The 19,720-nt window shown below is 73.7% G+C and carries 17 protein-coding genes and 1 tRNA gene; 13 read left to right on the top strand and 5 right to left on the bottom strand.

Features of this window, described 5'->3' with window-relative positions; all coding sequences use genetic code 11:
- Window positions 1-274 precede the first annotated feature (274 nt).
- Window positions 275-1,759 carry a potassium/proton antiporter gene (locus ACZ6Z8_RS10340; RefSeq protein WP_465608105.1) on the bottom strand — a complete coding sequence of 495 codons (1,485 nt, stop codon included), beginning with the start codon at window positions 1,757-1,759 and terminating at the stop codon, window positions 275-277.
- 355 nt (window positions 1,760-2,114) lie between these two features.
- On the opposite strand from ACZ6Z8_RS10340, the gene ACZ6Z8_RS10335 reads away from it, so the two are divergent.
- A complete protein-coding gene (locus ACZ6Z8_RS10335) occupies window positions 2,115-4,832 on the top strand; it encodes a penicillin acylase family protein (RefSeq protein WP_465608103.1) in 2,718 nt (905 codons plus the stop codon).
- A gap of 65 nt (window positions 4,833-4,897) precedes the next feature.
- Here ACZ6Z8_RS10335 and ACZ6Z8_RS10330 read toward each other — a convergent pair whose 3' ends face one another.
- A complete protein-coding gene (locus tag ACZ6Z8_RS10330) occupies window positions 4,898-5,473 on the bottom strand; it encodes a 5-formyltetrahydrofolate cyclo-ligase (protein WP_465608101.1) in 576 nt (191 codons plus the stop codon).
- A 61-nt stretch (window positions 5,474-5,534) separates the two neighbouring features.
- Here ACZ6Z8_RS10330 and ACZ6Z8_RS10325 point away from each other — a divergent pair, with 61 nt between their 5' ends.
- From ACZ6Z8_RS10325 to ACZ6Z8_RS10280, 10 genes are all read left to right on the top strand, one after another.
- Window positions 5,535-6,443: a GGDEF domain-containing protein gene (locus ACZ6Z8_RS10325; RefSeq protein WP_465608099.1), complete on the top strand. Its 909-nt coding sequence runs from the start codon at window positions 5,535-5,537 to the stop codon at window positions 6,441-6,443.
- Window positions 6,444-6,494: 51 nt separating this feature from the next.
- Entirely contained in the window at window positions 6,495-7,415 is a 921-nt protein-coding gene (gene galU / locus ACZ6Z8_RS10320) for a UTP--glucose-1-phosphate uridylyltransferase GalU (protein WP_402811874.1), read from the top strand.
- 26 nt (window positions 7,416-7,441) lie between these two features.
- A complete protein-coding gene (gene glp, locus ACZ6Z8_RS10315; protein WP_465608097.1) occupies window positions 7,442-8,779 on the top strand; it encodes a molybdotransferase-like divisome protein Glp in 1,338 nt (445 codons plus the stop codon).
- Window positions 8,780-9,003: 224 nt separating this feature from the next.
- On the top strand, window positions 9,004-9,444 hold the full coding sequence (gene moaC / locus ACZ6Z8_RS10310; RefSeq protein ID WP_465608440.1) for a cyclic pyranopterin monophosphate synthase MoaC: 441 nt from the start codon (window positions 9,004-9,006) through the stop codon (window positions 9,442-9,444).
- On the top strand, window positions 9,441-9,947 hold the full coding sequence (locus tag ACZ6Z8_RS10305; protein ID WP_465608096.1) for a MogA/MoaB family molybdenum cofactor biosynthesis protein: 507 nt from the start codon (window positions 9,441-9,443) through the stop codon (window positions 9,945-9,947). Before moaC ends, ACZ6Z8_RS10305 begins: the two co-directional genes overlap by 4 nt.
- Before the next feature lie 38 nt (window positions 9,948-9,985).
- The gene (locus ACZ6Z8_RS10300) at window positions 9,986-10,570 is read left to right on the top strand and encodes a GNAT family N-acetyltransferase (RefSeq protein WP_465608094.1); all 585 of its coding nucleotides are present in this window, start codon (window positions 9,986-9,988) and stop codon (window positions 10,568-10,570) included.
- Window positions 10,571-10,720: 150 nt separating this feature from the next.
- Window positions 10,721-11,722: a divisome protein SepX/GlpR gene (gene sepX / locus ACZ6Z8_RS10295; protein ID WP_465608093.1), complete on the top strand. Its 1,002-nt coding sequence runs from the start codon at window positions 10,721-10,723 to the stop codon at window positions 11,720-11,722.
- Between the two features lie 71 nt (window positions 11,723-11,793).
- A tRNA-Ala gene (locus ACZ6Z8_RS10290) sits at window positions 11,794-11,867 on the top strand.
- Between the two features lie 245 nt (window positions 11,868-12,112).
- Window positions 12,113-13,489: a glycosyltransferase 87 family protein gene (locus ACZ6Z8_RS10285; protein WP_465608092.1), complete on the top strand. Its 1,377-nt coding sequence runs from the start codon at window positions 12,113-12,115 to the stop codon at window positions 13,487-13,489.
- 26 nt (window positions 13,490-13,515) lie between these two features.
- A complete protein-coding gene (locus ACZ6Z8_RS10280) occupies window positions 13,516-15,135 on the top strand; it encodes a DUF2079 domain-containing protein (protein ID WP_465608090.1) in 1,620 nt (539 codons plus the stop codon).
- On the opposite strand, the gene ACZ6Z8_RS10275 is transcribed toward ACZ6Z8_RS10280, so the two are convergent.
- The 3 genes from ACZ6Z8_RS10275 to ACZ6Z8_RS10265 form a co-directional block, all read right to left on the bottom strand.
- On the bottom strand, window positions 15,125-15,559 hold the full coding sequence (locus tag ACZ6Z8_RS10275) for a universal stress protein (protein ID WP_465608088.1): 435 nt from the start codon (window positions 15,557-15,559) through the stop codon (window positions 15,125-15,127). The two genes, ACZ6Z8_RS10280 and ACZ6Z8_RS10275, sit on opposite strands and share 11 nt — an antisense overlap.
- Before the next feature lie 113 nt (window positions 15,560-15,672).
- Window positions 15,673-16,539, bottom strand: a complete 867-nt coding sequence (locus ACZ6Z8_RS10270; protein ID WP_465608087.1) for a peptidase — start codon at window positions 16,537-16,539, stop codon at window positions 15,673-15,675.
- Window positions 16,540-16,541: 2 nt separating this feature from the next.
- On the bottom strand, window positions 16,542-17,876 hold the full coding sequence (locus tag ACZ6Z8_RS10265; RefSeq protein WP_465608085.1) for a VWA domain-containing protein: 1,335 nt from the start codon (window positions 17,874-17,876) through the stop codon (window positions 16,542-16,544).
- A gap of 168 nt (window positions 17,877-18,044) precedes the next feature.
- On the opposite strand from ACZ6Z8_RS10265, the gene ACZ6Z8_RS10260 reads away from it, so the two are divergent.
- Together ACZ6Z8_RS10260 and ACZ6Z8_RS10255 are read left to right on the top strand one after the other, a co-directional pair.
- On the top strand, window positions 18,045-18,902 hold the full coding sequence (locus ACZ6Z8_RS10260; RefSeq protein ID WP_465608083.1) for an ATP-binding cassette domain-containing protein: 858 nt from the start codon (window positions 18,045-18,047) through the stop codon (window positions 18,900-18,902).
- Window positions 18,899-19,582 carry an ABC transporter gene (locus ACZ6Z8_RS10255; RefSeq protein WP_465608082.1) on the top strand — a complete coding sequence of 228 codons (684 nt, stop codon included), beginning with the start codon at window positions 18,899-18,901 and terminating at the stop codon, window positions 19,580-19,582. Before ACZ6Z8_RS10260 ends, ACZ6Z8_RS10255 begins: the two co-directional genes overlap by 4 nt.
- Window positions 19,583-19,720: the final 138 nt, after the last annotated feature.

The following is a 19,720-nucleotide window of genomic DNA, read 5'->3' as shown; positions in this document are numbered from 1 at the left end:
GCCGAGAGTCGTCCTCTCGCGCGTCGACCGGGGTAGATACCGGGCCGGCCGGGCCTGGTGGGCCGGGGCCGGACCGCGGCCGCCGAGCGGTCGCGCCAACTCTGCGTCAGGCAGATGCTGGGGGTGGTCTAACGGTAGTTATACGGCGTAGTCGAACCAGCATACAGTTACGCGCGTAGATTCCGCCAGACCACCCGTGCCCCACCGGGCCCGCCAGGCCACCCGTGCCCCACCGGGCCCGTCAGGCCACACCGGTCCCAACGGCCACCCCCCGTCACCGCCCGTTCAGCCACCCGGCCAGCTTGCCGCCCTTGTCCACGGCCCGCAGTCGCCGCTCCGCCGCCTCGCTCACCTCGTCCGTGGTGACCACCAGCAGCTCGTCCCCGCCGCGCAGCATCGTCGCCTTGTCCGGCACGAAGGAGTTGCCCTCCCGCACGACCAGGGTGACCGCCGCTCCCTTGGGCAGCCGCAGCTCGCTGATCTCCACCCCGGACATCCGCGAGGTCGGCGAGAGCGTGACGGCCAGCAGGTGCCCGTGCAGCTTCTCCAGCGGCGCGGACTCGATGTCGAGGTCCTGCCCCATCGCGCCCTCGCCGATCTTCAGCCGCTTGGCCATCCAGGGCAGGGTCGGGCCCTGGAGCAGGGTGAAGACGACGACCAGGATGAAGACGATGTTGAACACGTCCTCGGCCTCGTGGGCGCCGGAGACCACCGGGATGGTGGCCAGCACGATGGGCACCGCCCCGCGCAGCCCGGCCCAGCTCAGCAGGGCCTGTTCGCGGCCGGGCACCTTGAACGGGGTCAGTGTGAGCACCACGGACAGCGGCCGGGCCACGAAGACCAGCACCGTGCCGATCACCAGCGCGGGCACCACCGCGTCGCCCATGCTCTCGGGCGCGGCGAGCAGCCCGAGCAGCACGAACATGCCGATCTGCCCTATCCAGGCCAGCCCGTCGGCGAAGCCGCGCACGGCCGGTCCGTGCGGGAGCTTGGAGTTCCCGAGGATCACCGCGCTGATGTAGACGGCGAGGAAGCCGGAGCCGTGCAGCAGCGAGCCGCCGGCGTAGGCGAGCACGGTCAGCGCCACGACGGCGATCGGGTAGAGGCCCGAGGAGGGCAGTGCGACGTGCTTGACCGCGAACGCGCCGAGCTTGCCGACGGCCAGGCCGATCGCCGCGCCGATCGCCAGTTCGGCGACGATCGTGCCGAGCAGCACGTACCAGGTGTCCAGTTCGCCGGCGGAGGCGAAGGCGACGACCAGGATGACCACGGGCGCGTCGTTGAAGCCGGACTCGGCCTCCAGCAGACCGGTGAGCCGGTGCGGCAGCGGGACCATCCGCAGCACCGAGAAGACGGCCGCGGCGTCGGTGGAGGAGACGATCGCGCCGAGCAGCAGCGAGGTCCGCCAGTCCAGGCCGACCAGCCAGTGGGCGCCGGCCGCGGTGACGAAGACGCTTATCCCGACGCCGACGGTGGCCAGCACGGTGGCCGCCGGCACCGCCGGTCTGACGTCGCGCCAGTTGGTCTTGAGACCGCCCTCGGCGAGGATCACCACGAGCGCCGCGTAGCCGAGTACCTGGGTCAGTTCGGCGTTGTTGAAGGTGACGCCGATCCCGTCCTGGCCCAGTGCCACGCCGATCCCGAGGTAGATCAGCAGACTGGGCAGTCCTGATCGGGTCGAGAACCGGACGGCGACCACCGCGAAGAGCAGGATCACGGAGGCTTCGAGCAGGAGCTGGTTCAGATGGGCGACGTTCACGCAGTGGCACCTCGGGCAGGCATGGGCGGGCGGGGTGTCAGGTGGTGCAAGGGTGTCAGGTGGTGCAGGGCTGTCAGGTGGTGCGGGGGTTGCGGTTGATGCGGTGGTATCAGTGGTGCGGGGGTGTTCCGTGTGTACAGAGAGGAGTGTGGGAGGGGTGCTGTCGAGCACCGGCCCGCTAAGAAGTCGTCAATGCTCCTGTTGCGGATCGTTACGCAGTCTAACATTTTGCCATATCTTTAGTTTGGTCCCCCGTTCACAGCCCTCCGCCGACTCGGCCTAATGTGGTTCCCTGTCACGGCCCCAGGCCCTGGACACGCCCGCCCGCCCCGAAGTCAGGACCGCAAGGACCCAGATGCCCCGCTCGAAGAAGTTCCGGCGCGCCCGTCTGATCGTGATCGTGCTGGTCGTGCTGCTGGTGGCCGGCGTCGGCTACGGCGGCTACCGCGGGGTCACCGCGGTCCGTGCGTCCTTCCCGGAGGTGGACGGCTCGGTCAAGGTGGCGGGCCTGAGCGCGCCGGTCGACGTCAAACGCGACGCCAACGGCATCCCGCAGCTGTACGCGGACACCTCCGAGGACCTGTTCCGCGCCCAGGGCTACGTCCAGGCCCAGGACCGCTTCTGGGAGATGGACGTCCGCCGGCACGTCACCGCGGGCCGGCTCTCCGAGATGTTCGGCGACAGCCAGGTCGACACCGACTCCTTCATCCGCACCATGGGCTGGCGCCAGGTGGCGCAGAAGGAGTACGACACCAAGCTCTCGCCGGAGACCAAGAAGTACCTCCAGGCCTACGCGGACGGCGTGAACGCCTGGCTCGCCGAGCACCCCGGCGGGGAGAAGGCCTCGCTGGAGTACACCATGCTCGGCGCCGTCAACAGCGGCTACAAGCCCGAGCAGTGGACCCCGGTGGACTCGGTGGCCTGGCTCAAGGCGATGGCCTGGAACCTCTCCGGGAACCTCCAGGAGGAGATCGACCGCTCGCTGCTCGCCCAGGACTTCGGCCCGGACAAGATCGCCGAGCTGTACCCGGAGTACCCGTACTCCCGCAACGGCACGATCGTGAAGACCGGCACCGTCAGCGGCGACACCTACCGCCCGGCCGACGGCTCCACCCAGCCCGGTGCGGCCCCCGGCGGCACCGCCCAGGGCGCGGCCACCACCAAGGCGCTGGTCCAGGGCCTCACCGACCGGATCGACGGGATGCCGCAGCTGCTCGGCCGCCCCGGCCAGGGCATCGGCTCCAACTCCTGGGTGGTCGCGGGCTCGCACACGACCACCGGCAAGCCGCTGCTGGCCAACGACCCGCACCTCGGCCCCGGCCTGCCCTCGGTCTGGTACCAGATGGGCCTGCACTGCCGGACCGCCTCGCCGGCCTGCCAGTTCGACGTCTCCGGCTTCACCTTCGCCGGCATGCCCGGCGTGGTGATCGGCCACAACAAGGACATCGCCTGGGGCTTCACCAACCTGGGCGCCGACGTGAGCGACCTCTACCTGGAGAAGGTCACCGGCCCGGACACCTACCAGGTGGACGGCAAGGACGAGAAGTTCGACCTCCGCAAGGAGACCATCAAGGTCGCCGGCGGCGAGGACCGCACCATCACCGTCCGCACCACCAGGACCGGCGCGCCGCTCATCTCCGACACGAGCACCGAGCAGCAGAACGTCGGCAAGTACGCCCCCAACGGCAGCTCCGCCCCCGACCGCGGCACCGGCGGCTACGGCGTCGCCCTGCAGTGGACGGCGCTCAGCCCCGGCAAGACCATGGACGCCGTCTTCGAGCTGGACAGGGCGAAGAACTGGGACGACTTCCGGAACGCCGCCAAGGACTTCACCGTCCCCGCGCAGAACCTGATCTACGCCGACGCCAAGAACATCGGCTACCAGGCCCCCGGCGCCATCCCGGTGCGCGGCAAGGGCGACGGCTCGATGCCCGCCCCGGGCTGGGACTCGTCCTACCAGTGGAAGCCGGACCCGGTCCCCTTCACCGCCCTGCCGTACAGCTTCAACCCGGCCGCCGGCTACATCGTCACCGCCAACCAGGCCGTGGTCGACCCGACCTACCGGTACAACCTGACCAAGGACTGGGAGTACGGCACCCGGGCCAAGGAGATCACCGACCAGATCGAGGGCCTGCTCAAGAACAACGGCAAGATCTCGCCGGACGACATGCAGACCCTCCAGCTGGACAACACCAGCATCATGGCCAAGACGCTGGTCCCGCTGCTGCTCAAGCAGCAGATCGACGACCCGTACGTGCGCCGGGCCCAGGACCTGCTGAAGGACTGGAACTACCACCAGGACGCCGACTCGGCCGCCGCCGCCTACTACAACGGCGTCTGGCGCAACCTGCTCAGCCTCGCCTTCGGCCAGAAGTTCCCGGCCGACATCCGCGCCAAGGACAACTGCCTGCTGGTGCGCCAGCAGGACGACCCGACCAAGCCGGACAGCTCCAGCAAGATCGTCACCCAGTGCGGCACCCGCGACCCGGGCAAGGCCCAGCCGGACGGCGGCGACCGCTGGACCGAGGTCGTCCGGGCCCAGCTCGACAAGCCCGACAGCTCGTGGTGGACGTACATCGACTCCCAGCACAAGGAGCAGAAGGGCCTGGACAACCTGCTCAAGGAGGCGATGAAGAACGCCCGGCAGGACCTGACCTCGCTGCTCGGCAAGGACATCTCCACCTGGAGCTGGGGCCGCCTGCACAAGCTGGAGCTGCGCGAGCAGACCCTCGGCACCGACAACTCCTCGATCGCCTCCGGCGTCGTCCACAAGCTGCTCAACCGCGGCCCGTACCGCCTCTCCGGCGGCTCGGCGGCGGTCGACGCGGCCGGCTGGAACGCGGCGGCCGGCTACCAGGTGGACTGGATCCCGTCGATGCGGATGGTGGTCGACCTGAACGACCTGGACTCCTCGCGCTGGATCAACGTCGGCGGCGAGTCCGGCCACGCCTTCCACGCGAACTACAACGACCAGACCGACCTCTGGCTCAAGGGCAAGCTGCTGACCTGGGCGTTCACCCCGGACGCGGTCGAGAAGGCCACCCAGCACAAGCTGGTGCTCACCACCGGCTGACGCCCGTACGGCACGCGCGCCGCGGCCCCGTTCCCCTCCCGGGGGGGAGCGGGGCCGCCGCCGTCTCAGCCGAGCGCCCGCACCCCCGAGGGCGTGACCGCGAGGTCCACCGGCAGGTCGTGCGGTTCGGCCGGCACCCGGTCCAGCAACTCGTGCTCGTACAGCAGCACGGCCAGCACCGGCCGCACCCCCGCCCGGCCCAGCCGGGCCAGCACCCGGTCGTAGCTGCCGCCGCCCCGGCCCAGCCGCAGCCCGCCCCGGTCCACCGCCAGACCCGGCAGCAGCACCACCGAGGCGCCCGTCACGGCCTCCGGCCCGAGCCGCGGCCCGACCGGCTCCAGCAGCCCCCGCCCGGCCGGGGCGAGCGCCTGCGGCCCCGCGTACTCGGCCCAGTCCAGGTCGTTGTCGGGCAGCAGCACCGGCAGCAGCACCCGCACCCCGCTCTCCCGCAGCGCGTCCAGCAGCGGCCTGGTCCCGGGTTCCGCGCCCACCGAGACGTAGGCGGCCACCGTGGAGCCCGGCGCGGCCAGCTCCCAGGCGTGGCCGGCGAGCGCGTGGGCCGCCTCGGCGCGCCCCTCCGCGGTGAGCGCGCGGCGCCGCGTCAACAGCCGTGTCCTCAGGTCGCTCTTCTCGTTGTGCACCGGATCCTCCACGTCCGAAAACCGTGACGCGCAGAGCCTGACACGCGAAAGGGCGCCCCGATTGTCCACCCCGTTGCTGGTCCACGCCCTGGCCGCGCTGAGCGCCCCCGCACTGGCCGGCGCCACCGTACTGGGACTGCGCGTGCGCCGGGAGCGGACCGAGGCCGCCGAGGACCGGGCGCGGCTGAACGGCCGGATCGCCGAACTGGAGGAGCGCTGCGCCGAACTGGAGCGCACCGCCTCCTGCGACTCGCTCACCGGCGTCTGGAACTACCGCCACCTGCAGCTCACCCTCGACCGGGAGATCGAACGGGCCCGCCGCGCCGAGCACACCGACCAGGCCGACGGCCCGCGCCCGCTGGCCGTGCTGCTGCTGGAGATCGCCGGTTTCGACGCCGTCATCGCCGAGCACGGCCGCGCCCGCGGCAACGCCGTGCTGCGCGACCTCGCCCAGCGGCTGGCGATGGAGATCCGCCGGGCCGACACCCTGGGCCGCTACAGCGGCGAGGAGTTCCTGGTGGTGCTGCCCGACACCGGGGCCGAGGGCGCGGTGCAGGTCGCCGAGCGGCTGGTCTGGTCGGTCCGCCGGCACCTGCTGCTCGACTGGTCCTCCGGCACCCGGGCGCCCCGCCCCGCCGGGGGCAACGGCCTGACCGCCGCCGTCGGCATCGCCGTGCTGCCCGAGGACGGCACCCACGCGGCCGTCCTGGTCCGCTCCGCCGACGCCGCGCTGGCCGCGGCGCGGGCGGCCGGCGGCGACTGCTGGCGGATCGCACCGCGCCCCGGACAGCCCTCCGGCGGGCCCCGGGAACAGGCCGAAGCGGCCCCGGAGCGGCCGTCGACTGCCGAACGTGACCGTTCGGGAAAGCCGGGTAGTCTGTCGGCCTGTACCGGCGGGGACCCCCTGGCCCAACCGGTCGCTTCCCATACGCCTGCCACTGTGGCCGTGCCCCGGGACGTGCTGTCCTAGCCGTCCGACCGTGCTCGGCCGGGCGAAAACGTGCCTGAGTAAGGTAAACGCATGACGACGACCACCTCCCGAATTCCGGTAACCAAGGCCGTGGTACCCGCGGCCGGACTGGGCACCCGCTTCCTTCCGGCGACCAAGGCCACCCCGAAGGAGATGCTGCCCGTCGTCGACAAGCCGGCCATCCAGTACGTCGTCGAGGAGGCCTCCGCCGCGGGCCTGTCCGACATATTGATGGTCACCGGCCGCAACAAGCGCGCGCTGGAGGACCACTTCGACCGGGCCTACGAGCTGGAGGAGCTGCTCGTCCGCAAGGGCGACGAGGACCGGCTGCGCCGGGTCCGCGAGTCCGTCGAGCTGGCCAACATGCACTACGTCCGCCAGGGTGACCCGAAGGGCCTCGGCCACGCCGTCTCCGTCGCGGAGCAGCACGTCGCCGGCCAGCCCTTCGCCGTCCTGCTCGGCGACGACCTGATCGACCCGCGCGACCCGCTGCTCGCCCGCATGATCGAGGTGCAGCAGGAGCTCGGCGGCTCGGTCGTCGCCCTCATGGAGGTCGACCCCTCCCAGATCCACCTCTACGGCTGCGCCGCCGTCAAGGCGAACGGCTTCGGCGAGGACGTCTTCCAGGTGACCGACCTGGTCGAGAAGCCCGAGCCCGGCGAGGCCCCCTCCAACTACGCCGTCATCGGCCGCTACGTCCTGGACCCGCTGGTCTTCGACGTGCTGCGCGAGACCCCGCCCGGCCGCGGCGGCGAGATCCAGCTCACCGACGCCCTGCGCGAGCTGACCACCCGCGAGCCCGAGGCCGGCGGCCAGGTGCACGGCGTGCTCTTCAAGGGCCGCCGCTACGACACCGGTGACCGCGCCGACTACCTGCGCGCTATCGTCCGACTGGCCGCCGAGCGCGAGGACCTGGGCCCGGAGTTCCGTTCCTGGCTGCGGGAGTTCGTCGGCACCGAGCTGCAGGACTGATCTCACACACAGAGAGCGAGCCGCCGATGACCGGGTCCACGGAACACAGCACCACCCCCGCAGCCTGCTGCGACGGGTCCGCGGACCGGGCACCGGCGGCTCCTCGCTTCTGGACGGTGGACGAGCACCGCGCCGACGTGCTGGCCGCGGTCGGCCCGCTGCCCGCGATCGAGCTCCAGCTGCTCGACGCCCAGGGCTGCCGGCTGGAGGAGGACGTGGTCGCCGACGGCGACCTGCCGCCCTTCGACAACAGCTCGATGGACGGCTACGCGCTGCGCACCGCCGACACCGAGGGCGCCACCGACATCTACCCCTCGGTGCTCACCGTGATCGGCGACATCGCCGCCGGCGCGGGCGAACTGCCCAAGGTCGGCCCCGGCCAGGCCGCCCGGATCATGACCGGCGCACCCCTGCCGCCCGGCGCCCAGGCCGTCGCCCCGGTCGAGTGGACCGACGGCGGCAGCGGCACCGGGACGGCCGCCGCCGCGATGACCGCGCCGGTCGCCGACGAGGAGGTCCGGGTGCTGCGCCCGGTCGCCGAGGGCGCCCACATCCGCCGCCGCGGCAGCGACGTCGCCGCCGGCACCACCGTCCTGGAGGCCGGCACCCGGCTCGGCCCCACCCAGCTCGGCCTGCTCGCCGCGGTCGGCCGGGCCACCGTGAAGGTCCGCCCGCGCCCCCGGGTGGTGGTGCTCTCCACCGGCAGCGAGCTGGTCCAGCCCGGGGAGCCGGTCGGGCCCGGACAGATCGCCGACTCCAACAGCTTCACCCTCACCGCGGCCGCCCAGGAGGCCGGCGCCATCGCCTACCGGGTCGGCGGCGTCCCCGACGACGCGGACCTGCTGCGCGCCGTCCTGGAGGACCAGCTCGGCCGGGCCGACCTGATCGTCACCAGCGGCGGGGTCAGCGTCGGCGCGTACGACGTGGTCAAGGAGGTCTTCGAGTCCTACGGGGGCGTCGACTTCCGCAAGCTCCGGATGCAGCCCGGCAAGCCCCAGGGCTTCGGCCGGATCGGCGGCGCGGCCGGGGTGCCGCTGCTCGCCCTGCCGGGCAACCCGGTGAGCGCCTACATCTCCTTCGAGCTCTTCGTCCGCCCGGTCATCCGCACCATGCTGGGCGCGGCCGACGTCCACCGCCCGGTGGTGCGCGCGCTCTGCCCGTCCGCGCTGCGCTCCCCGGCCGGCCGCCGGCAGTTCCTGCGCGGCCGCTACTCGGCGGCCGACGGCACGGTGGAGCCGGTGGGTGGCGCCGACTCGCACCTGGTCGGCGCACTGGCCCGGGCGAACTGCCTGATCACCGTCCCCGAGGACACCACCGAGCTGCCGGCCGGCAGCGAGGTCGACGTGGTGCTGCTGGACTCCTGACGGTCCTGGAGGGGAGTGGCTGCCGCACCCGGCGTGCGGGTTACGCCCCGAGCCGGAGGGAGCGCCGGCCGTCGGTGCCGGGTCAGGAGCGCCCGGAGGCGAGCGGGCGGGGCGGCGAGCGGTACCGTAGCGCGGTATTCGACCTGCGCGCCCCTGGAGTACCCGTGACGACACCGAACCCCGGCGACCGACTCACCCACGTCGACGAGCAGGGCGCCGCCCGGATGGTCGACGTGTCCGGGAAGGCCACCACCGCGCGCACCGCCGTCGCCGCCGGCCGGGTCCGGGTCTCGCCGCGGGTCGTGGAGCTGCTGCGCGGCGAGGGCGTGCCCAAGGGGGACGCCCTCGCGGTGGCCCGGATCGCCGGGATCATGGCCGCCAAGCGGACCCCGGACCTGATCCCGCTCTGCCACCCGATCGCGGTCTCCGGAGTCGAGGTCGACCTCGCCGTCGCGGACGACGCGGTCGAGATCACCGCCACCGTGAGGACCGCCGACCGCACCGGCGTCGAGATGGAGGCGCTGACCTCGGTGACGGTCGCCGCGCTGACCGTGATCGACATGGTCAAGGCGGTGGACAAGGGCGCCGCCATCGAGTCCGTCCGGGTGCTCAGCAAGACCGGCGGCAAGAGCGGCGACTGGTTCGCGCCGGAGGTGGGCGCGTGAAGGCGCTCGCCGTGACGGTCTCCAACCGGGCCTCGGCCGGGGTGTACGAGGACAGGGGCGGCCCGCTGCTGGTGGCCGGGCTGACCGCGATGGGCTTCACCGTGGACGGCCCCCGGGTCGTCCCGGACGGCGAGCCGGTCGAGGCCGTGCTGCGCGAGGCGGTCGCCGCCGGGTACGACGTGGTGCTGACCACCGGCGGCACCGGCATCTCGCCGATGGACCTCACCCCCGAGATGACCGCCCGGGTCATCGACCGGCAGCTCCCCGGCATCGCCGAGGCGATCCGCGCCCACGGCCGCGACAAGGGGGTGCCCACCGCGGCGCTCTCCCGCGGGCTCTCCGGGCTCGCCGGACGTACCCTGATCGTCAACCTGCCGGGATCGACCGGCGGCGTCAGGGACGGCCTGGCCGTCCTGGAGCCGCTGCTCGCCCACGCCGTCGACCAGGTCGGCGGCGGGGACCACCCCCGGCCCGACGCACCAGCTTCCGGGAGAGCGCACTGAACGCCGGCTGGCCGGTAGAGCTCCAGGAGGGGGAGGTCGTGCTGCGCCCGATCCGGGCGCGCGACCAGCGCGAGTGGCAGGAGGTGAGCCGCCGCAACCGGGACTGGCTGCGCCGCTGGGAGGCCACCGTGCCGCCCGGTCCGGCGGGCCAGGCCGTCGGCCCCCGCCCGACGTACCGGCAGATGGTCCGCTTCCTGCGCGGCGAGGCCTCGGCCGGCCGGATGCTGCCCTTCGTGGTGATCTACAAGGGCCAGCTGGTCGGCCAGTTGACCGTCGGCGGGATCACCTGGGGCTCGATGTGCTCGGCCAACATCGGCTACTGGATCGACGAGGCCGTGGCCGGCCGGGGCATCATGCCGACGGCCGTGGCGCTTTCGGTGAACTACTGCTTCCACACCCTCGGGCTGCACCGGATCGAGGTCTGCATCCGCCCGGAGAACGCCCCCAGCCGACGGGTGGTGGAAAAGCTCGGCTTCCGCTCGGAGGGAATCCGCCCGCGCTATCTCCACATCGACGGCGACTGGCGGGACCACTTGGTCTACGCCCTGACCGCCGAGGAGGTCCCGGAGGGCATGCTGGAGCGCTGGCGGGCGCTCAGTTCCGGCCGGGAACCGCGTAATTGAATATATGTTCGAAAGAAATATCGATATGGCATCGGCCCGGTAACGGACCGTCACAAACACCGGCAAAATAGTCGGAGAATCAGCTTGATCACACGACACGCCGCGCCAAATTGCTGCCAGGCCTTCCCCGGCGCCCGTACGGTGTGAATCGTGAGCAGTAGCGGCCTTATCTACGCCGTCATCGTAGGGGCCTGGGCCGCCTATCTGGTGCCGATGTGGCTCCGCAGGCAGGACGAACTCAACGAGGCGCGCCCGACGGAACGCTTCAGCACCGCCATCCGCCTGCTGGCCGGGCGTTCGGCGCTGGAGCGGCGGGCAGCCCGGGCCCTGGGCGACGAACCGCGTGACGACGGCGAGCAGAGCAACGACGGTCCTCCCGAACGGGACGAGGCCGCCTCCGGCGACCCCGCCGCGCGGGAGCCCGAACCCCCGGCGGAGCGGCCGGCCGAACGACCGGCCCCCCTGCGGGCGGTCAGTGGCGAGCGCCGGGCGCGGCTGCTGGCCCGCCGGCGCCGGATGGTCACCGCCCTCTTCCTGGCCTTCGCCCTCGGCGCGGTGGTCGCCGCGGTGGCCGGCCTCGCCTTCCTCTGGGTCCCGGCCGTCCCGGCACTCCTCCTCACCCTGTACATCGGCCACCTGCGCAAGCTGGAGCGCCAGCGGTACGAGGTGAAGCTCGACCGCGCCCGGGCCGCCCAGGCGGCCGAGCGGCTGCGCCAGCGCGAGCGGCAGCGCGCCGGGGCCCCGACGGACGACCGGCCGACGGTCGAGGCGCCCGTCGAGGCGGAGCCGGCCCCGGCCCCGCCCGCCGGGCAGCGGTCCGACGGCCGTCCGCACCTGCGGCTGGCCGCCGACGCCGGGGAGGCCACGGTGGCCTCCGCCTCCGCGGTGGCCGAGGCGACCGAGCACGAGGAGTGGGTCGACGGCATGCGCGAGCGTGGTGCGGCCGGCCCGGACTCCTGGGAGCCGGTGCCGGTCCCGCTGCCGACCTACGTCACCGCGCCGGTCGCCCCCCGGGTGTCCCGCGGCCTCGACCTGTCGGCCCCCGGCACCTGGACCGCCGGGCGCCCCGCCGAGTCCCGCAGCACCCCGCTCTTCGACCAGTACGCCGAGGCCCCCGCCCCGGAGTCCCGTCCGCGCGCGGCCAACGAATGACCGCCGTGACCACCCCCGACCGGGGGGTGGTCACGGACCCCCTCCGAGAGGTGCTAGAGTTTCTTCTCGTTGGGGCTGTGGCGCAGTCCGGTAGCGCACCTCGTTCGCATCGAGGGGGTCAGGGGTTCGAATCCCCTCAGCTCCACCCAACGGATCGGTTCGAACCGGTCCACGAAATCCCGCCGGGAGTCAACTCCCGGCGGGATTTCGCGTTTTGCGGCACCCGGGAGGGCGGGCGCCCGTCCCCGTGACGGAGCTCACGCCGCCTTCACCAGGCGGAATCTGACGCCCTTTGGGACTCAGGGGAGTCCCGGAGGGGTCGGTTATGGTGGGTGGGCCCAGACGCTGACGAGGGAACGATCTGGTCTATCTCAACGGGGTGCCATCGCGGTGCGCGAGTTCGGTCTGACACGGTGGACGCGGCAGGCGGACCCGGCGGGGCCGGGCGGCGGCCCGGCGAGCGGAAGACCGAATTCCTGGACCGTCGCGGCGGTCTGCGTCGCCGTGGTGTCCCTGGCGGCCTTCGTCGTCCAGCGGCACCTGCACGGGGCGAACATGGTCGACATGCTCGTCTACCGGGCCGAGGGCCGGGCCGTCGTCAACGGCGACGACCTGTACGCGATGCGGCTGCCCGGCTGGGACCTGCCGGCCACCTACCCGCCGTTCGCCGCGCTGCTGTTCGTACCGAGCACCTGGTTCGGCGTGAGCCCGCTGCGCGTCCTGGTGATGCTCGGCAACTACGCGCTGCTCGGCCTGGCCGTGCACCTGTCGCTCAAGCTGGCCGGCTGGCCCGCCCGGCGGCACCGCCCGGCCGCCACGATCCTCGCGACCGGCCTCGGCGTCTGGCTGGAGCCGGTGTACACCACCTTCCAGTACGGCCAGGTCAACCTCGCCGTCCTCTGCCTGGTGCTGTGGGACCTGACCCGGCCGGACCGCGGCCGGTTCAAGGGCGTGGGCATCGGCCTGGCCACCGCGATCAAGATCACCCCGGGCCTGTTCACCGTCTACCTGATCCTCACCGGCCGGATCCGGGCCGCCCTGGTGTCCATCGGCACCTTCCTGGCGGCCGGCCTGATCGGCTGGATCGCCCTGCCGGACGGCTCGTACGGGTTCTGGACCAAGTACCTGTGGGACCCGAGCCGGGTCGGCGTCACCGTGCTGGTGGACAACCAGTCGCTGCGCGGCGCCGTCTGCCGGCTGCTCGACGCCGACGACCCCGGCACGGTCGGGCTGATCGCCACCGGGCTGGTCGCCGCGCTCGGGCTCGGGGTGGCCGTGCTCGCCGGGCGCTCCGCCCGGGTGCTGCGCCGGGCCGACGCCTGGGGCGGCGTCTGCACCGCCCTCACCGCGCTGCTGGTCTCCCCGATCAGCTGGACCCACCACTGGGTCTGGTGCGTGCCGCTGATCGCCCTGCTGGCCGCGGAGGCCAGGAGCGCCGGGCGCAGGGTGCTGCTGGGCGCGACGCTGGTGGTCTTCCTCTCCCACGTGATGTGGACCGTGCCGCACCGCTGGGGTCGCGGGATCGCCTGGTACTGGCAGCTGCCCGGCTCGGTCTACCCGCCGCTGGGCATCGCCGTCCTGGTCGTCATCGGCCTGCGGCTGTACCGCGCCCGGCGGCAGGAGGTCGACGCCGCGGCCGGTGCCTGGGCACTGCTCGGCGCCAAGCTCGACCCGGACCTCGACCTCGACCGTGACCTCGACCGTGACCTCGACCGCGATCCCGATCACGACCCCGCCCGTGACCCCGCCCTGACCAACCGGACCTGATGGACCAGAGACGGACCGGAGCCGACGTGACCACCCAGACCGCGACCCCGTCGCCGCCCCTGGCCGCCGCGCCCGCCGCCCGCGGGGCCGCGGCCGTCCTGGGCACGCCCGCCCGGCGCACCGTGCTGCTCGGCGGGCTGTGCTTCGCGGTGATGTGCGCCATCGGCATGCAGGGCTGGGCCTCCGTCTCGCTCGGCGGCTTCGACCTCGGCATCTTCGACCAGGGCGTGCGCGGCTACTCCCACTTCCACCTGCCGGTCTCCACGCTGAAGTACTACCACCACGAGTTCCCGCCCGGGTTCTCGCTGCTGGGCGACCACTTCTCCCCGGTGCTGGCGCTGCTCGCCCCGCTGTACTGGATCTGGGACGACCCGCGCTCGCTGATCATCGGCCAGGCGCTGCTGTTCGCGCTCGGGGTGCCGCTGATCCGGCGGATCGCCGCGCACGCCTTCGCCGCCGCCGAGCCGCGCACCGCCCGCCGGGCCGCCGACCTGGCCGGGCTGGTCTACGCGCTCGGCTGGCCGCTGCTGGTCGCCTCCCGGGTCGGCTTCCACGAGGTCGCCTTCGCCGTCCCGCTGACCCTGCTGATGCTGGAGCGCGGCCAGGCCCGCCGCTACGGCACGGTGGTGCTCGCCGCGGTGCTGCTGTGCTGCACCAAGGAGGACCTGGGTCTGCTGGTCGGCGCGTACGGGCTGGTGCTGCTGCTGCGCACCCGCCGCAGCGGGGACCGGGCCGGGCGCTTCACCGGGATCGGCCTGCTGCTGGGCGGCCCGATCGCCTCGGCGGTGGCGATCACGTGGCTGATCCCGGCGATGGGCGGCGAGCCGGGCTACTACTGGAACTACAAGGCGCTCGGCGACGACGGCGGCGACGCGCTGCGGAACCTGCTGCACGACCCGTTCCTGCTGGTGCAGACCGCCTTCGACCAGCCGCTGAAGCCGCTGCTGCTGCTCTGGCTGTTCGGCGCCCTGTTCCTGCTGCCGCTGCGCTCGGCCACCGTGCTGTGCCTGCTGCCGCTGCTGGCCGAGCGGATCCTCTCCAGCAACCCCAACCACTGGTCGATCGCCCGGCACTACGACTCGATGCTCTGGCCGGTCCTGCTGACCGCCACCGTCGAGGTGCTGGGGCGGATGAGCGCCGTCGAACGGCCCGCGCGGACCCGCCGGCGGGCCCGGCTGCTGGGCCTGGGCACGGTCGGGGTGGCGCTGGTCGCGGCGGTGCCGATCGGGCTGCTGCAGCTGGCGGTGCCGTCCTCCTGGGAGCCCAGGGCGAGCGAGGCCGCGCTGGTCCGGGCGGCGAAGCTGATCCCGGACGGCGCCTCGGTGGAGGCGGACAACCAGATCGCGCCGAGGCTGACCGCCCGGACCGACGTGGTGCTGGTGGACGGGACGCCGCGCGGACGCGAGTACGTGCTGACCCGGTCCGACAAGCGGTCCTTCCCGTTCAAGACGGACAAGGAGCAGGCCGACCGGATCGAACTGCTGCTGGCGCACGGCTACCGGCGGCTCTGGGCCGAGGACGGCGTGGTGCTGCTGCACCGGGAGAGCACCGGGCCGGTGCCCGGTGAGCACGTGCCGGGGCCGGGCAGCAAGCCGGTCCAGGACGAGGTGCCGTCCGACGTGGGCCACAACCTGTTCAAGGGCTGATCCGCTCGTTGCGGACGATCACCACCGGGCAGGGAGCGTGGTGCAGGCAGTACTGGGCGACGGTGCCCAGCGGGACGTCCGGCGGGGTGGCGTGGCCGCGGTTGCCGAGGACCAGCAGGGCGGCGCCGGTCGCGGCGGCGACCAGCGCGGGGCCGGGCGGACCGGCCCGGAGCAGGCGGCGGAGCGGGACGGCGCACGCGGCGGCCGTCTCGGCGAGGATCTCCGCGGCGCGGCGCTCGCTCTCGAAGCCGTCCAGGGCGGGCGGGACGAGGCCGTGCTCGCCGAACAGGCAGGGGAAGTCCCAGACGGCCACCGCCTCCAGCGGGCCGCCGGTGAGGCCGGCCAGGCGGGCCGCCCAGCGGACGGCGGCGCGGGCGGGCGCGGAGCCGTCCACGCCGACCACGATCCGGCCGCGCGGTTGCACGGTTCGAGCGTAGGCACGCGGGCGCGTCCGGACACGCCGGAGGCCGGCCGGAAGGTGTCCGGCCGGCCCCAGGGTCCGTCGTCGAACTCCCGCCCGCGGCGGGAGCGGGTCCGTTACGGGCGCTCGGAGTAGGAGCCGTGCTGGTGCGAGCCCTGGGACGGGACGGCGCCGTAGCGGCCGGGCCGGTGGCCACGCGGGTGCCGGGTCAGGTGGTAGCCGAGGACACCGGCCAGGGCGGCCAGGAAGCCGCCGCCGATGGTCCAGTACCAGCGGCTGTTCCAGCCGGAGAACCAGCCGGTGTACCAGTGCTCCTCCTCCGCGACCGGGGCCGCGGCCTTGGCGGTGCTCGCACCGCCGCCGACCGGCGGGACCAGCGGGGCCTTGAGCGTGCCGCCCTCGGGCTGGGCGTTGTCGGCGTTGCCCTTGGCGGCGACGTGCAGCTGGGCGGTGGCGGCCAGGCCGAGGTCGGGCTGCGGGGCGTCGGTGACCGACAGCCGGACGTAGTACGTGCCGGGCAGCGGGTCGCCGGACCACGGCTCGGCCCAGGTGCGGATCTCGCGCAGGGTGCAGTTCAGCGTCAGGCTGGTGGCGCTCTGGTCGCCGGTGGCGTTCTGGGTGCCGGCGGTGCAGGCCTGGCGGCGCCGCAGCCCGTCGAAGACCTCGACGGCCCAGGTCTGCGGCCCGTGCCGGTCGGCGGCGGGGGCCAGGTTGACGGTCAGGCCGACCGTCGGGGTCTGGCCCTCGGAGGCGCCGAACGCCCAGTACAGGTAGTCGCCGGTGGAGACGGCGACGTCGGCGTCCTGGCCGGGGGAGAGGTTGACCGCGGTCAGGAAGGAGGTGCCGGCCTTGGTGGCCGGCGCCGGGGTGCCGCTCGCGGTCGCCGTCGGGGACGGCGAGGCGGCGGAGGCGGCCGGGGCGCCCAGCGCGAGGGCGGGCAGCAGGGCGAGGGCGGCGAGGGCGCCGCGGATCGTCGTACGCATGATCAGTTCTCCCGCCAGACGGCGATGCGCCAGCGTGCGATCCAGCCGGCCACCAGACCGAGGACCAGGCCGGCCAGGGTGAGGGTGAGCAGCAGGATCCAGCCGCGGCCGAGGCCCATCGCGGCGCCCTCGGGGGCGGGCGAGGCGGACGCGAGGTCCACGGTCAGCTCCAGCGGCATGCCGGGGTCGGCCTGGACGCCGGCCTGGGGGGCCAGCGAGTTGCTGACGACCAGGCAGACGGTGGTGTCCGGCTTGTCCTTGCCCTTGTCCTTGGCCGAGGCGGTCGGGCTCGCGGTGACGTAGCCCTTGGAGTCGTTGGTGGACCAGCGCAGACCGGTGGAGATCACGTCGGTGCGGGCGCTGCCGGCGTCGGTGCCGCGGACCAGTTCCTGGCCGGTGGCGCTGGTGGCCTGGAGCAGCACGCCGTAGTCCCGGGCCACCGCGCGGTCGAGGCCCACGCTGACCGAGGCGCGCAGCTCCTGGCCGGCCTTGACCGGGACCTTGTAGACGCGGTGCTCGGAGAACTTCTCCCGGTCGCTGTAGACGCCGGGGGTGAGCACCGGGGCGCTCTCGCACTTGTCGGTGCCGGTGGTCTTGACCGGGTTGACGGTGTAGGTGTCGTTGGAGCGGTCGACCAGCTGCTTGACCTTGTCGGTGAGCTGCTGCGGGGTGCGGACGTCGGTGTAGGTGCCGCCGGTCGCGTTGGCGATGCAGAGCAGCTGCTGGCGGGTCTTGTCGTCGTGGGCCAGGCCGAGGGTGTCGACCACCAGGTGGATGCCCTGGGAGGCGAGCTCGCGGGCCACGTCGCACGGGTCGGGCGGGGTGCAGGTGTCCTCGCCGTCGGTGATCAGCACGATCCGGCGGGTGGCGTCGCCCTTGCCGAGGTCCTGGGCGGCGCCGCGCAGGGCCAGGCCGATCGGGGTCCAGCCGGTGGGGCGCAGGGTGGCGACCGCGGTCTTGGCCTCGACCTTGTTGGTCCTGCCGACCGGGAAGAGCTGCTTGGTGTCCTGGCAGCCGAGGTTCTTGTCGTTGCCGGGGTAGGTGGCGCCGAGGGTACGGATGCCGAACTCGGTCTCCGCGGGCAGGGCGTCGATCACCTCGCCCAGGGACTGCTGGGCCACCGAGATGCGGCTCTTGCCCTGGATGTCGGTGATGTTCATGGAGCCGCTGACGTCCAGGATCAGGTCGACCTTGGGGGCCTCCTGGGTCGCGGGGGAGGCGCCGGCTGAGGGTTCGTCGGCATGGGCGGGCAGGCCGAGGAGCAGCGAGGCGCCCGTTATCGCCAGGGCGGCCAGCAGGCTGCCGAGCCTGGTCTTCGGTCGTCGTCCGGTATTCACCCGGCCGATCCTAGGGATCATCAGTTCGTCAGGGCCAAACGGGACCGGACGGTGCACCCGCCCGCTCCGTCGTGAACTCCGGCGCGCGGGAGGGCGATTGCCGTCCGCCGTGCTCACGCGGTCCTTACCCGCGGCGGATAGCCTTCGTACGGTTCGGAGGGAGGCGGCGTGCGGACGGAGCTGACCGCGGTCGGCAAGCGGTACGGGCGGGGCGGCCGGTGGATCCTGCGCGATGTCCGGCTGGCCGTAGGGCCGGGGGAGTTGGTGCGGATCGCCGGGCCGAACGGGAGCGGCAAGTCGACCCTGCTGCGGCTGGTGGCCGGGATCGAGCGGCCGAGCACCGGCCGGGTGGTGCGGTCCGGGGCCGCCGCGTACGTGCCGGAGCGCTTCCCGCCGGCGCTGCCCTTCGACGCCGCCTCGTACCTGCTGCGGGTGGGCCGGGTGCACGGGCTGTCGGAGGCGGTGGCGCGGCGGCGGGCCGGGGAGTGGCTGGACCGGTTCGGCATCGCGGACCGGGCGGGCACCCCGCTGAGCCGGTTGTCCAAGGGCACCTGCCAGAAGGTCGCGGTGGTGCAGGCGCTGATCGCCGAGGCCCGGGTGCTGCTGCTGGACGAGGCCTGGACCGGGCTGGACCCCCGGGCCAGGGCGGTGCTGGACGAGGCGGCGGCCGAGCGGGCGGTGGCGGGCGCCGCGGTGCTGTTCGTGGACCACGACCCGGCCCGGCTGGCCGGGCGGACCAGCGCCGCCTACCGGGTCGGGGCGGACGGCGGGCTGCGCCCGGTGGAGGAGGAGCCGCCGCGGGCGGTGGACGGGGGCGGGCCCGTGATGGAGATCGAGGTGGACGTCCCGGACGGTGCCCCGCTGCCGGATCGGCTGCCCGGCGCGCCGGAGTCCGCCGCGCTGGGCGGGACGGCGGTGCGGCTGACGGTGGCGGCCGAGCACTCGGACGCGCTGCTGCGCGGGCTGCTGCTCGGCCGGCCGGGCGTACGGGTGCTGGCGGTGCGTCGACGGGAGGAGCGGCGGTGAGGCAGGTCGGGGCGCTGACCCGGTACCACCTGGAGCTGCTGGTGCGCTCGCACGCCTGGCTGCCGCCGTTCCTGGCGTTCGCGCTGCTGTTGGTGATCGGGGTGACGCCGGGGGATCCGCTGCTGGGCGGGCTCGGCTACGGCGCGGGGCTGCTGGTGCCGGTGAGCGCCTGGTACGTGCGCAGCGCGCTGACCGCCGAGCCGCCGGCCTCGCGGGCCTGCCTGGTAGCGGTGGCGGGCCCGGCGCGGGTGCACCTGGGCGCGCTGCTGGCGGCGCTGACGGCGGGGCTGCTGCTGGCGGTGGGCGAGGTGGCGGTGCTGTGGGGGACCAGCGGGGCGGTGGCCGATCCGGGGGCGCAGCGGGCCCCGGGGGTCGGCCCGGCGCTGCTGGCCGGGCTGGCCACCTCGGTGGCGTGCGTGCTGCTGGGCGCGCTGGCGGGGGCGCTGGGCAACCGCCCGGTGCCGGTCCGCGCGCCGTACGGCATCCTGGCGGCGCTGGGCCTGGCCGCGGCGGCTCTGGTGGTGCCGGTCTCGCCGGCCAACGCGGCGGTGCGCGGGGTGGTGACGGCGGCCCGGACCGGGCGGGTGGCCGTGCCCTGGGGCGAGACGCTGCTGGCCGTCGCCCTGTTCACGGCGGCCGCGGCCGGGCTGGCGGCGCTGGCCGGACGGCGGCCGGAGTGAGGGCGGTGGCCGCAATCGCGGACACACCGCAGCGAAGAGCACATACCTGTGGATGGCGCTCGTTAGGGTGACGAACCAGGCGCCGGTGCCCGGGCCCGGTCCGCTGCTTCGACTCCCCGCCTCCCCCAGGACGGTCCG

The sequence above is a fragment of the Kitasatospora sp. NPDC101108 genome (assembly GCF_055584725.1).
Note: the sequence above shows the minus strand (reverse complement) of the source record. Positions and strands in the feature narration are given on the sequence as shown.

Bases quoted from the DNA above. Each gene is read 5' to 3' on its own strand.
- moaC (WP_465608440.1), top strand. From the start codon at position 9,004: ATGGTCGACGTGTCCGGGAAGGCCACCACCGCGCGCACCGCCGTCGCC.
- glp (WP_465608097.1), top strand. From the start codon at position 7,442: ATGACCGGGTCCACGGAACACAGCACCACCCCCGCAGCCTGCTGCGAC.
- ACZ6Z8_RS10270 (WP_465608087.1), bottom strand. From the start codon at position 16,539: ATGCGTACGACGATCCGCGGCGCCCTCGCCGCCCTCGCCCTGCTGCCC.
- ACZ6Z8_RS10335 (WP_465608103.1), top strand. From the start codon at position 2,115: ATGCCCCGCTCGAAGAAGTTCCGGCGCGCCCGTCTGATCGTGATCGTG.
- galU (WP_402811874.1), top strand. From the start codon at position 6,495: ATGACGACGACCACCTCCCGAATTCCGGTAACCAAGGCCGTGGTACCC.